This window comes from Mycobacterium sp. NPDC051804 (assembly GCF_044452905.1).
Classification (GTDB): Bacteria; Actinomycetota; Actinomycetes; order Mycobacteriales; family Mycobacteriaceae; genus Mycobacterium.
In genome coordinates this window covers 893,538-906,454 of the sequence record NZ_JBITCD010000002.1, presented here as the reverse complement: position 1 = coordinate 906,454, position 12,917 = coordinate 893,538, and the positions used below count along the sequence as shown (strand labels likewise).

Annotated in this window: 12 protein-coding genes; 9 read left to right on the top strand and 3 right to left on the bottom strand. The window is 66.0% G+C overall.

Translation table 11 applies throughout. The features are described from left to right. Positions 1–3: 3 nt before the first annotated feature. The gene (locus ACIA48_RS10070) at positions 4–759 is read right to left on the bottom strand and encodes an acyl-[acyl-carrier-protein] thioesterase (protein WP_396730259.1); all 756 of its coding nucleotides are present in this window, start codon (positions 757–759) and stop codon (positions 4–6) included. 7 nt (positions 760–766) lie between these two features. Then, positions 767–2,545 (bottom strand): serine/threonine-protein kinase, encoded by a 1,779-nt coding sequence (locus ACIA48_RS10065; RefSeq protein ID WP_396730257.1) that lies wholly within the window; start codon positions 2,543–2,545, stop codon positions 767–769. Between the two features lie 123 nt (positions 2,546–2,668). On the opposite strand from ACIA48_RS10065, the gene ACIA48_RS10060 reads away from it, so the two are divergent. The 7 genes from ACIA48_RS10060 (at position 2,669) to fadD1 (ending at position 9,065) form a co-directional block, all read left to right on the top strand. Beyond that, positions 2,669–3,820 (top strand): acyl-CoA dehydrogenase family protein, encoded by a 1,152-nt coding sequence (locus tag ACIA48_RS10060; RefSeq protein WP_396730255.1) that lies wholly within the window; start codon positions 2,669–2,671, stop codon positions 3,818–3,820. Positions 3,821–3,824: 4 nt separating this feature from the next. Further along, a complete protein-coding gene (locus tag ACIA48_RS10055; protein ID WP_396730253.1) occupies positions 3,825–4,844 on the top strand; it encodes an acyl-CoA dehydrogenase family protein in 1,020 nt (339 codons plus the stop codon). Then, positions 4,841–5,344 (top strand): MaoC family dehydratase, encoded by a 504-nt coding sequence (locus ACIA48_RS10050; protein WP_396730252.1) that lies wholly within the window; start codon positions 4,841–4,843, stop codon positions 5,342–5,344. The genes ACIA48_RS10055 and ACIA48_RS10050 overlap by 4 nt, the downstream gene beginning before the upstream one ends. A gap of 101 nt (positions 5,345–5,445) precedes the next feature. Continuing rightward, on the top strand, positions 5,446–5,862 hold the full coding sequence (locus ACIA48_RS10045; protein ID WP_396730250.1) for an acyl dehydratase: 417 nt from the start codon (positions 5,446–5,448) through the stop codon (positions 5,860–5,862). Further along, positions 5,859–7,061 (top strand): thiolase family protein, encoded by a 1,203-nt coding sequence (locus tag ACIA48_RS10040; RefSeq protein WP_396730248.1) that lies wholly within the window; start codon positions 5,859–5,861, stop codon positions 7,059–7,061. The genes ACIA48_RS10045 and ACIA48_RS10040 overlap by 4 nt, the downstream gene beginning before the upstream one ends. 32 nt (positions 7,062–7,093) lie before the next feature. Continuing rightward, the gene (locus ACIA48_RS10035) at positions 7,094–7,495 is read left to right on the top strand and encodes a Zn-ribbon domain-containing OB-fold protein (RefSeq protein ID WP_396730758.1); all 402 of its coding nucleotides are present in this window, start codon (positions 7,094–7,096) and stop codon (positions 7,493–7,495) included. Next, positions 7,488–9,065 carry a fatty-acid--CoA ligase FadD1 gene (gene fadD1 / locus ACIA48_RS10030; RefSeq protein WP_396730246.1) on the top strand — a complete coding sequence of 526 codons (1,578 nt, stop codon included), beginning with the start codon at positions 7,488–7,490 and terminating at the stop codon, positions 9,063–9,065. The genes ACIA48_RS10035 and fadD1 overlap by 8 nt, the downstream gene beginning before the upstream one ends. Here fadD1 and ACIA48_RS10025 read toward each other — a convergent pair. Next, complete coding sequence (locus ACIA48_RS10025; RefSeq protein ID WP_396730244.1) at positions 9,041–10,285, bottom strand: cytochrome P450; 1,245 nt, start codon at positions 10,283–10,285, stop codon at positions 9,041–9,043. The two genes, fadD1 and ACIA48_RS10025, sit on opposite strands and share 25 nt — an antisense overlap. A gap of 63 nt (positions 10,286–10,348) precedes the next feature. Here ACIA48_RS10025 and ACIA48_RS10020 point away from each other — a divergent pair, with 63 nt between their 5' ends. Both ACIA48_RS10020 and ACIA48_RS10015 read left to right on the top strand, forming a co-directional pair. Continuing rightward, positions 10,349–11,272, top strand: coding sequence for an alpha/beta hydrolase (locus ACIA48_RS10020; protein WP_396730242.1), 924 nt, complete (start codon positions 10,349–10,351; stop codon positions 11,270–11,272). Continuing rightward, positions 11,269–12,864: a flavin-containing monooxygenase gene (locus ACIA48_RS10015; protein WP_396730240.1), complete on the top strand. Its 1,596-nt coding sequence runs from the start codon at positions 11,269–11,271 to the stop codon at positions 12,862–12,864. The genes ACIA48_RS10020 and ACIA48_RS10015 overlap by 4 nt, the downstream gene beginning before the upstream one ends. Positions 12,865–12,917: the final 53 nt, after the last annotated feature.

Below are 12,917 nucleotides of genomic sequence, written 5' to 3'. Positions count from 1 at the left end.
GTCTTACTCGAGCTTGCGCAACAGCGCCGCGGCTCGTATGTCCTCGCCAACGGCGATGGCGATGTTCACGTCGTCGTCGCGGCGCGCCCATCGCAAGGTGACGTCTTCGCCGTACTGAATCGGCCGGCGGTACTCGATGACGGCGCGGTACGGGGCACGACACACGTCGGGTACGTCGGCCATGACTTCGTGAATGGCGTGCCAGTATGCGGTGTTGGTGACGTGTTCGAACACGTCGATGTCGGTGCGGCGCAATGCAAACGGGGTGATGACATCGGTGGCGTCGGGGTTGGTCAGCCAAGGTCGCCACTTGAGACGGTGTTCGGTGGTGGTGGTCGCGAACTTCTCGATGAGACTGTCGGAGACCCGCTGCGGCGTGAGGGTGCGCTCGTTGATCGCGATCCAGAACCCTTCGGTCTCGATGCGTCCGCCTTCGTTTCCGACCAGGTCGACGCGCATGGTGCACCACCGCGTCGACAGCGCCGAGCACCAGCGGCTGAACGACACCTCGTTGGGCCATTCGATCGGTTCGATGACGTCGATCACCGTGCGCTGCACCAGCCAGTGCGGATGGTCTTCGGCTTCGCCTGCGTCGAGCAGATTTTCGGCGCCGACCTCCTGGATGAAGCGGGCCACCCCGTCGAGACGCAGCTGCAGCTGACTACCTATGTCGCCGGTCGGCACGGGCCACGAGGTTTGGTAGACGTAGCCGGCCGACGGCAGCGGGCTCAGTCGACGGTCGACAGCGTCGTTCTGCATCGCGTACTCAGCCCGCTGCCTGCAGCGTGACCTCCGAGATCTCCGTGCGGCTCTTGCCGTCCGTCGTGCCCAGTTTCGAGATCCACACCAGGACATTGGATGTCTTGGACGGATCCTCGATTTCGATACGGTTCTCTCCTGGCTGCAGCGTGGTGGTGGGGGCCAGTTCGGTGGTGTCGGCCAACGCCGCGGGCTTCTCGGTCGACGATGAGCGGATCTGCACTTCGGTTCCCGTGCTGGAGATGTCGATGGTGACCGCACTAAGTGCCGTCGGTCCGGCCAGGTGCAGCATCAAGCCCTGGCCCTCGATGAACGTCGGAAAGGGAACTGCGTCGCGATAGGTGACAGTGGACCATGCGGTATTCGGGTCACCGTCGATGGCCTTGCCCGCGTCTTGCGGGTTGTCCGTCGAACCGCCGGGAGAGAAGACGGTCGCGCTCTCAGGTTTGACGATCGGACCGGGGCCGCGCGAGACGCCGGATCCGGTCGTGAAATAAAGTACCGCGCCCGCCGCCAGCGCGATCACTGCGATAAGTGCTGCAATCGGGATCAGCCAGCGATTACGAGTGTTGGTTGGTGCGTCGTCTTGGGGTGGTTTAGGCGCCGGGACCTGCGGCCGCCGCCGTTTCGGGCCGGCTGAGATGTTGACGATCGTGTCCGCATCAAGGCCATCGCCGTCCCAGGTTCCGCTGACCTCGACCTCGTCCCCATCGGTGAGCTGATCCGCGACGAGCTCAGTCTGTATCTCCACGGGGACCGGAGCAGTCCGCCCGGCGACCGGTTCGAACGGCACCAGGTGAAACGACAGCAGTCCGATCTCCGCTTGGGCGCCGAGAGCGCGGCGCTGTACGCCTCGCGCAGTGCCATGAATGACAAGACGTTCCAGACGTTGCGTGACCGGGCGCTCACTTGAGGTCTCGGCGGCGTCCGTGGTCGGTGCCTGCGGGCGTGGACTCGACTGGGTGAGGGCTCGCGCGAAGCCCATGCACGTCGGGTAGCGCAGCGTCGGGTCTTTGGACAGCGCCCGCGCCAGCACATCGTCGAGATGCGCGAGATCGGGTCGACGCTCCGATATCCGCGGCGGCGTCGTACCCAGATGGTGGCTGATGATGACGGCGGGATTCGGGTCTTGAAACACCGGCGTCCCCGTCAACAGATGGAACGTCGTGGCTGCCAGTGCGTACTGATCCGCCCGGCCGTCGAGCGGCTTGCCGAGCAGCTGCTCGGGCGCCACGTAATTGATCGTGCCCAGTGCGATGTTGGTGTTCGTGAGGTTGCTTGCGTCGTCGATCCGGCGAGCGATCCCGAAGTCGGTCAGCAGCACCCGTCGCCGATGACCATCGGCGGCGGCAACGAGAATGTTCTCCGGTTTGACGTCACGATGAAGCAGACGTCGCTCGTGACCGAAATCGAGCGCATCGGCCATGGCCGTCACGATCTCGAAGACTTCCTGTTCCGGCATGCCGCCGGTGTAGTTCTCGCGAAGCAGTCGGCCCGCATCGGTGCCGTCCACGTAGTCCATCGAGATCCAGAGCCGGCCCTTGAACTCACCACGATCGAGCACACCGACGATGTGTGGGTGCCACAACGTGGCCGCCAGTTCGGCCTCGCGGTTGAACCGCGCGCGGAACTCCTCATCGGCCGTTGAATCCAGTGAGAGCACCTTCAGCGCATCCTGACGGGGCAGGCGAGGATGTTGGGCGAGGTAGACCTCGCCCGAACCACCGGTGCCCAGCAATCGCTGGATCACGTAGCCGGCGAAGACCTCGCCGTTCTCAAACGGCATCCACGAAGACTACAAACCAGGACGCGCGGGCGACGAACTATGCCGGTGACGGGCCCTTTCGGATGGCCTGGGACAACGTGCGTTCGCCCGCCGCGTGAACACTTTCTCGATAGTGTCGCCTGCGTGGATTTCGAGCTCGATGACGAGCAGCGGGCCTGGGTCGCCGAAGTACGGCAGTTCCTCGACGAGCACGCGACCGCCGCGCTACGTGCAGAGATGGCCGAGCACGGACTGGAACACCAGGGCGGTGAGCTGACGGCGTTTCGGCGCAAGATCGGCGAGAAGGGCTGGTTCGGGCTGAACTGGCCCAAGGAATACGGCGGCCTCGGGCTCACCGCCATGCACCAGCACCTGCTGATGGGCGAGTTCGAGTACGTCGGCGTTCCCGGACCCGACCTGACGGTGACGTCGGTGGCGCCGATGATCATGAGGCACGGCACGGAGCAGAACAAGAAGGAGTTCCTGCCGGGCATCGCCAGGGGCGAGATCGTGTTCGCGCTCGGCTACTCCGAACCCAACGCGGGCACCGATCTCGCCAGCCTGCGCACGCGTGCGGTGCGCGATGGTGACGAATGGGTGATCAACGGCTCCAAGATCTGGAACAGCGGGGCCCAGCGATCCACCCACGAGTGGCTGTGTGTGCGCACCGACCCGGATGCGCCGCGGCACCGTGGCATCTCGGTGATCGCGGTTCCGATCGACAGTCCTGGTATCGAGATCCACCCGCTGTACGCGTGGTCTGGCTACCGGACCAACGAGACGTTTTTCCGCGACGTCCGGGTGCCGGTCACCAACCTGATCGGTGAGCTGAACATGGGCTGGACCTACATCACCGGCGCGCTGGATCTGGAGCGCGGTGCGCTCATCAATGTGGGCGACCTGCGCCGCGCGCTCGATGAGCTGACCGCGCTCGTCAGTGACCCCGATCCGGCGTTCCGTCGGCGGCTGGCGCAAGCTGAGGCCGATGTCGAGGTCGCTCGGTTGATGGGTCTGGAGGCGGCTTCGATGCTCGACAGTGGCCGCATCCCCTCCGTGGAGGTCAGCGTCGAGAAGATCTTCACCAGCGAGCTGCGGCAGCGGATCGCGGATCTCGCCATCGACATGCTAGGTCCCGAGGGCCTGCGGGCGCATCGCAGCGCGGGCGCACCCGTGGACGGATTCTTCGAGCGGCTCTACCGCGTGTCACCGCTGATGCGGTTCGGCGGCGGCACCAACGAGGTTCTTCGTGATGTGATCGCTCAGCGCGGTCACCGGATGCCGTCGTACGGGAGGTGACGGTATGCGGGTGATTCCTTCGCAGGACGAGCGCGATCTGGCCGCGATGTGCCGCAGCGTTCTGGCGGCCGATCTCGATCCGGACGCGCAGTGGAAGGCGCTGGCCTCGGCGGGTGTCCTCGGGTTGGTGGTCGACGGCAGCCTCAACGACATCGGCGTGTTCTGCGTCGAGGCGGGACGGGCGTTGTGCCCCAAAGTCGTTCAGAGCACGGTGTACGCGGCGCTGGCTGTGGACTGGTTAGGTGTCGGATCGGCGTGGCTGCCCCGGTTGACGTCGGGCGAGGCGCGCGGCACATATGCGCTGTTCAATCCCCGTGATGCCGCCGACGTGACGCCCCGACTGCGCGTGCGCCGCGACGGCGATACATGGCGGGTGAGCGGCAGTGCTGACTACGTAGCGGACGCTGACCAAGCCGATGTGATCGTCGCGAGCGCCGACGCGGGCGTCGTCGCCGTCGACACCGCGGCGAACGGGATCGAGATCGAGCCGCTGCCCATCATGGGCGGCTTCGGAGTGTTCACGGTCCGGTTCGACGACGTCCTGGTCGACGAGCCCACGCCCGTCGACGAGGAAACACTGCGACGGATGGCTAATGCCATTGTGGCACTGGACTGTCTGGATCTCGTGGGGGTCGGCGACGCGGTGATCGACCGCACCGTCGCCTACACGACGATGCGCGAACAGTTCGGCCGACCGATCGCGTCGTTTCAGGCCGCGCAGCACGTGGTCGCCGACATGCACATCGCGCTGGCGGCGGCGCGGCTGGCGGCGCAATCGGCGACGTTCTGGATCGGCCGCGGCAGTACGGCCACGCGCGAGACCGCGATCGCGCGGATGCGGGCCGCCGATGTCAAGAAGATCACCCTCGACGCGCATCAGCTGCACGGAGGGATGGGGTACGTCGTCGACACCGGCCTCCACCTGTTCTCCGAACGCGCGCGGGTGCTTGCGACGCTGGGCGGCGGCGCGGATGTCGCCGCGAAATGGCTTGACGGGAAGACGAACTGGGCAGGCGCGCGGTGAGTACGGACAGCCTCATCGACGCCGACTCGGCGGCCAAGGTCGGCACCGTGGTCGCCGTCGCCTCCGGCGAGGTGTACCGGCGGGACTGGCAGCGTTGGGCCGCCGCGGTCGGCGATCACAACCCGTTGTGGTTTGACGCGGACTACGCGCGGCAGCACGGCTATCGCGACATCATCTGCCCGCCGATGTATCTGCAGTACTCGGTCCTCGGTGTCGCCGCACTCGGCGAGTTGCGGCCCGATGGGTCGTCCGGTGCGGTGACTGGCAGCATGGCGTTCCCGAAGGCGCCGCGACGCATGGCCGGAGGGGAGAGCACCAGCTTTCACCTGCCCGCCTACCACGGCGACGCGATCGAAATGACACGCACCGTCGAGTCGATCGTCGAGAAGGAAGGTCGGTCCGGCAGATTCGTGGTGGTGACTTGGCGTTCCGAATACCGCAACCAGCATCGTGAGCTTCTCGCCGAGGCATCAACGTCGATGATCGCGCGCCCCGCATGACTGCCGATCGTTCCGCGAGCTGGGCCCACGCGTCAGCTGGGGAACGCAAAAACCCCCAAAATGCGCCACAAAAGGGGGGTTTCACGTCTGCTCGCGAGCAAGTGTTGTTCGAGGACGTCGACACTGGTGACGAAATTCCCGCACTGACGGCGAGCGTCGACGAGACGCAGATGTTCTTCTTCAGCGCGGCCACGTACAACGGCCACCGCATCCACTATGACAAGGACTGGGCCCGCGATACCGAGGGCTATGACAACGTCCTTGTCCAGGGTCCGTTGCAGGCGGCGCTGCTGTCGCGGGCGCTGACCGACTGGATCGGTGGCGCGGGACGGCTGGTCGCGTTCTCCGTCCAGAACCGCGCGATCGCGTATCCCAGACAGCAGTTGACCTTTGGCGGCGTCATCACCGGGAAACGGGAAGACGGCCTCGTGGACCTCGACATCTACTGCAAACGCGGCGACGAGGTCCTGATGCCGGGCACCGCGACCGTCGCGCTGCCGTCGAAAGCCGCGACGTGACGGGTCTGCGTGGCGAGGCGGCGATCATCGGTATCGCGGAGCTGCCCGCCGAGAAGCGGCAGAGCGGCCCGCCGTCGTTCACCCTGGATCAGTACGCGCGCCTCGCCAAGATGGTCATCGAGGACGCCGGTGTGGATCCTGCTGTCGTGAACGGCCTTTCGACACATGGCATCGCGGAGTCCGACATGTTCGCCCCGGCCACGCTGTCCGAATACCTGGGTCTGCCGCTGAACTTCGGCGACCGCGTCGACCTCGGCGGCGCGACCGCGGCCGGCATGGTGTGGCGCGCCGCCGCCGCCGTCGAACTGGGACTGTGCGATGCGGTGCTCGCCGTAGTTCCCGGGTCCACCGAGATCCCCCGGTCGGAGGCGAAGCCTGGGCGCACACTCAGCTGGTACGGCGCGTCGAGCAACCACTACGGTTCGCCGCAGGCCGAATTCGAGATCCCGTTCGGCAACGTAGGCCAGAACGGACCCTTCGCACAGATCGCGCAGCGCTATGGGTACGAATTCGGCTACGACGCCGCAGCATTGGCCAAGATCGCGGTGGACCAGCGGACCAACGCGTGCGCGCACCCCGGCGCCGTCTTTCACGGCACACCGATCTCCGTCGACGACGTACTCAACAGCCCGGTGATCGCCGACCCGATCCACATGCTCGAAACCGTGATGCGCGTGCAGGGCGGCTCCGGCGTATTGATCGCCAACGCCGATGTGGCACGCCGTGGCCGCCATCGCCCGGTGTGGCTCAAGGGTTTCGGGGAGCACATCCGATTCAAGACGCCGACTTACGCCGACGATCTGCTCAACACGCCGGTCACTCGGTCCGCGGAACGCGCGTTCGCGATGGCAGGGCTACAGCGGTCCGACATCGACGTGGCGTCGGTGTACGACTGCTACACGATCACCGTGCTGATGACACTCGAGGACGCGGGATTCTGTCCCAAAGGTGAGGGCATGACGTGGCTGACTGACCACGATCTGACCTTCCGCGGCGACTTCCCGCTCAACACCGCGGGCGGGCAACTGTCGTACGGGCAGCCAGGTATGGCAGGCGGTATGCATCACGTCGTCGACGGTGCGCGGCAGGTGATGGGACGCGCGGCCGCCGCCCAGGTGTCCGACTGCAACACGGCGTTCGTCAGCGGCACCGGCGGCATCATGAGCGAGCAGGTCGCCTTGATCCTGGGAGGTGACTGATGAGCGCTCGCGCGAAGAAGGACGGATCCGAGATGGCCACGCCCACGCCAGAACCGACACCCGTATCCCAGCCGTACTGGGATGCGTTGCGCGAGCATCGAATACTGATTCAATACTCGCCATCGTCGGGTAAATACGTGTTCTACCCGCGCACGTTGGCGCCCGGCACCCTCGCCGAGGACCTTGAATGGCGCGAGATCGACGGTGCGGGAACGGTGTACACCTACACCGTCGCGCGCCGACCGACCGGACCGCCATGGGCTGAGAAACAGCCGCAACTGCTGGCTGTCGTCAAATGGGACGCCGGTCCGCGAGTGAGCACCGAGCTCATCGATGTGGCACCGGAGGACATCCGGATCGGCATGCGCGTCTCCCCGGTGTTCTGTGACGAGGACGGGGTGACCCTGCTCCGCTACCGGCCCGCCCATGATTGAAACGGTGCAACAGCTGCTGCGCACCCGCAAGGACGACGACGGCCTCGCAATGCTGCACGGCGACCGGACGTGGACGTGGCGCGAGCACCTGGGAGAAGCGTCGGCGGAGGCCGCGGTCCTGATCGACATGGCCGCCACGGATGGGCCGCTGCATGTCGGTGCGCTGCTGGGCAATACGCCGGAGATGCTGCGGTCGATGGCCGCCGCCGCGCTCGGCGGCTACGTGCTGTGCGGGATCAACACGACGCGGCGCGGCGAGGGGCTGGCGACTGACATCCGGCGCGCCGACTGCCGACTGGTGCTTGTCGACACCGACCATCTGCCGCTGCTGGACGGACTGGACCTCGGCGGCGCCACCGTCGTCGACGTCGACAGCGCTGAGTATAAGTCGGCCGTGCACGCGGCGAAACCGCTTGTCCCGCACCGCGAAGTCACCGGTCAGGACACCGCTCTGATGATCTTCACCTCGGGAACCAGTGGCGACCCCAAGGCGGTGCGGTTCGCGCACGCGATGGCGGTGCTGTGCGGCGCGAGCCTGGTAGACCGCTTCGAGCTCACCGCCGACGATGTGGCCTACCTGTCGATGCCGCTGTTCCACTCGAATGGCGTGGCGGCGGGATGGGCCGTCGCGATCGCCTGTGGCGCGACGATGGTGCCCGCGAAGTTCTCACCGTCGCGGTTCCTGCCAGATATCCGGCACTACGGCGCCACGTACATGAACTACGTCGGCAAGCCGCTCGCTCTCGTCCTCGCGACGCCGGAGAAGCCCGACGACGCCGACAACACACTGCGCGCGGCGTTCGGCAATGAAGCGACCGAACGCGATATCGACCTGTTCGCCACGCGGTTCGGCTGCCGAGTGGTGGACAGCTTCGGGTCGAGCGAGTTCGCGGTCGTGGTGATGCGCGAGGATGGATGCCCGCCGGGATCGATTGGCAAGGGCTATCCGGGGGTCAGCGTGTACCACGCCGACACTGTGACCGAATGCGCGACTGCGGAATTCGATGAGCACGGCGCGCTGGCCAACTTCGACGACGCCGTGGGGGAGTTGGTCAACACCTACGGATCGGGTGGTTTCACCGGCTACTACAACGACCAGTCGGCCACCGACGAGCGGATGCGGCACGGGATGTACTGGTCGGGCGACCTCGCCTACCGCGATGCCGACGGATGGATCTTCCTGGCCGGCCGCACCGCCGACTGGATGCGAGTCGACGGCGAGAATCTCGCGGCCGGCCCGGTCGAGCGGATTCTGCAACGCATGCCCGAGATCGGCCTGGTCGCGGTGTACGCCGTGCCCGACGAACACGTCGGCGACCAGGTGATGGCGGCCCTCGTCCTCAACCAGGAACTCACACCGCAGCAGTTCGAGGATTTCCTTGCCGCACAGCAGGACCTGTCACCGAAGGCGTGGCCGCGCTACGTGCGGATCAACGACGACCTGCCTCAGACCGCGACGAACAAGATCCTCAAGCGCGCACTGATCCAGGAGGGCGTCACCGCGGGTGACGGTGTGCTGTGGGGCCGCGAGGCCCGCAGCCGTTGCTACACGGTGGCGGTCGTTCGGTAGTCGACCTGCCAGTGCTTGATGCCGTTGATGAAGCTCGACCGCAGCCTCTCCGGCGCCGACACTGGTCGTAGGTCGGGTAGGTGATCGGCGATCGCGTTGAACATCAGGTCGATCGTCATCCGCGCGAGGTTGGCGCCGACGCAGTAGTGCGCGCCAGTTCCACCGAAACCCAGGTGCGGGTTCGGATCTCGCAGAATGTTGAACGTATACGGGTCGTCGAAGACGTCTTCGTCGAAGTTGGCGGACCGGTAGAAGAGCACCAGGCGCTGGCCCTTCTTGATCGGCACACCTGATAGTTCCGTATCCACCAGAGCGGTGCGCTGAAACGCCGTGATCGGACTGGCCCAGCGGATGATCTCGTCGGCGGCAGTCTTCGGTCGCCGCTGCTTGAACAGCTCCCATTGATCAGGGAAATCGGTGAACGCCATCATGCCCTGCGTGATCGAGTTGCGGCTCGTCTCATTACCCGCGACCGCAAGCGTGACAACGAACATCCCGAACTCGGCCTCGGTGAGTTGACCGTCGGCTTCGGAGTCGATCAGCGTGCTCACGATGTCGTCGCCCGGCTCCTTCTCCCGTAGCTTCGCCAATTCCATCGCGTAGCCGATCAATTCGACGACCGCGCCCAGAGAGTTGTGTTCCTCGAACTCGGGATCGTCACCGCCGACCATCTGGTTGGACCAGTCGAACAACTTCTCCCGATCCTCCAGCGGAACACCCAGGAGTTCGGCGATCGCCTGCAACGGCAACTCACGAGAGACGTCGAGGACGAAGTCACCTGAGGTGTGCGTCGCCGCTTCGGCGGCGATCCGCTGCGCCCGTTCGTTCAGCTCGGCGCGTAGTCGGTCGACGGCGCGCGGCGTGAACCCTCGCGAGACGATCTTGCGCAGCCGGGCGTGCTCAGGGTCGTCCATCATCAGCAGCGACAACTTCGACGCAGCGATCTGTCCCTCGACGTCGACCGAAGGCTTGAAATGCGGGACGACGGTCTTCGCGGCCGCGGAGAACACGTCGCTGCGCAGCGACACCTCGCGGACGTCGCGGTGCTTGCTGACCACCCAGAAACCGCCGTCGCGGTAGCCGCCGGCGTCGGGGGCCTGCTCGTTCCACCAGATCGGGGCCGCGCGTCGGACCTCGGCGAGCTCCTCCATGGGTAGGCGGGAGGCGTAGATGTCGGGATCGGTGAAATCGAAGCCGGCAGGCAGATTAGGAGCGGCCATGAGACCTCCTCAGGGTGGCTTTTCGTGATCGTAACCAGCCAACCGTGGGATACGGTTCGAATCGTGGACGACGGCGTTCAGGCATTCATGCGCACCGTCGACGGCGCCTTTCCCGCGGTCGAGACGATGACGGCACCGGAGGTCAGGGCGATCCTCGTCGGCCGCCGGCTGCCCGTCGAAAACCTCGACGACGTCGCGAGCGCCGACGACCGCGTCATCACAGGTCCGGGCGGCGACCTCCCGGTGCGGATCTACCGCCCGCACGGCGACGGCGCATCTCACCCTGCGGTGGTCTTCTTCCATGGCGGCGGATTCGCGCTGTGCGACCTGGACTCGCACGACAGCTTCTGCCGGGCGATGTCTCGGCACACCGAGTCCGTCGTGGTGTCGGTCGACTATCGGCTCGCTCCCGAACACCGCGCGCCCGCGGCCGTCGAGGACGCGTACGCCGCGTATCGATGGGTCGTCGAGCACGCCGCCGACCTCGACGTGGATGCCGGGCGGCTGATCGTGGCCGGTGACAGCGCGGGCGGCAACCTGGCGGCGGTGGTCGCGTTGATGTGTCGTGAACGCGGGGTGCTGATGCCCGCGGGCCAGGTGCTCATCTATCCCGTGATCGAGCCGACCTTCGAGACGGCGAGCTACCAGGCGTACGCCAGCGGCTATGTCAACACCCGCGCGGCGATGCAGTGGTACTGGCAGCAGTACCTCGACGGCGCCGCGCCGACGCAACTGGTGGCGCCCGGGCGCGCCGACACTCTTGCAGGCCTACCGCCAGCGGTGGTCGTGACGGCGGGATTCGATGTCCTGCACGACGAGGGCGCCGGCTACGCGGCGAAGCTAGGGGCAGCGAAAGTGCCTGTGGTGCATCGGGATTTCCCCGGTCTGTTCCACGGCTTCGTGACGATGATGCCGTTTGCCGCCGGTACCTCGGCGCGTGATCTGCTGTGGTCGGATATCCGGGGGCTGATGAGGGTTCCGGTATGAGCGTGGACGCGATCGTCATCGGCGCCGGCTTTGCCGGACTATATGCGGTGCACCGTTGCGTCTCGGACGGTTTGACGGTACTCGGTCTAGAGGCGGCGCCGAGCGTGGGCGGCACGTGGTACTGGAACCGGTATCCGGGCGCGCGCTGCGATGTCGAAAGTGTCGACTACTCCTACTCTTTCGACGAGGACCTGCAGGGCGACTGGACGTGGTCGGAACGGTTCGCGGCGCAGCCGGAAATCCTTGCCTATCTCGATCATGTGGCGGACCGGTTCGATCTACGCAAGCACTACCGATTCGACACCACGGTGATCAGCGCGCGCTTCGACGCCGGGCAGTGGGTGGTCGAGACCTCGACGGGCGAGTCCCACCGCGGCCGATTCCTGTTGTGCGCGACAGGATGTCTGTCCGCGGTCAACCGGCCCGACATTCCCGGCCTCAATGGCTTCGCGGGGGAGGTGTACTACACGGCGGCCTGGCCGCGTGAGCATCCGGATCTGCGCGGCAAGCGGGTGGGTGTCATCGGCACGGGATCGTCGGGCATCCAGGTGACGCCGATCCTCGCCGAGCAGGCGGACACGCTGACGGTGTTCCAGCGGTCGCCGAACTACACCATTCCCATGCCGAACCATCCGTGGTCGGACGATGACCTGCAACGCATTCGTGAGGAGTACCCGGAGCGGCGGAAGAAGTCGGCGTATGCGCCTGCGGGTACACCGCACGGCACTTATCACAAGAAGGCGCTCGAGACAGAACCCGAAGAGCGTCTGCAGGCGCTGTGGGCGCGGTGGCGCGACGGCGGGGTGTTGTTCAGCAAGACATTTCCCGATCAGACGTCGGTTCTGGAAGCCAACGACATCGCGCGGCAGTTCGCGGAGGACCGCATCCGCGAGATCGTGGCCGATCCCGTTGTGGCGCATGACCTGATCCCGACGGACCACCCGATCGGAACCAAACGGATCTGCACCGACGCGGGCTATTTCGAGATGTTCAATCGTCACAACGTCGCGCTGGTGAATCTGCGGCGCGAGCCGATCGAGGAGGTCACGGCCGACGGCGTCCGCACGAGCGCCGCGATCTACCCGTGCGATGTCTTGGTGTTCGCCACGGGATTCGACGCGTTGACCGGAGCGATGACGCGCATCGATCCGGTGGGTCCCCGCGGCGACCGGCTGTCGCATGTCTGGGCGAACGGGCCGGTGACGTTCCTGGGAGTGATGGTTCCCGGACTTCCGAATCTGTTCAGCTTCAGCGGGCCCGGCAGCCCTTCGGTGCTCGCGAACATGGTGTTGCACGCGGAGGTTCAGGTCGACTGGGCGGTAAAGCTCATGGCCGCGGCGCGCGATCAGGGCATTACCGAGGTCGAGCCGCGGCGCGACGCCGCGGTGGCGTGGACTGAGCATGTGGGCGAGGCGGCCGCACGCACGCTGTTCCTCAAGGCGCAGTCGTCGTGGTACCTCGGTGCGAACATCGACGGCAAGAAGCGGGTGTTCATGCCGTACGCGGGCGGTTTCGGTGTCTACCGAACCCATCTCGACGACACGGCGTCCGCGAAGTACGCCGGGTTGGTGCTGACGACGCGCTCGCCGTGATCGCCTGCTCGGTGCCAAATCCAACGTGCGTCCACTGCGAAAAACTCGTCAAA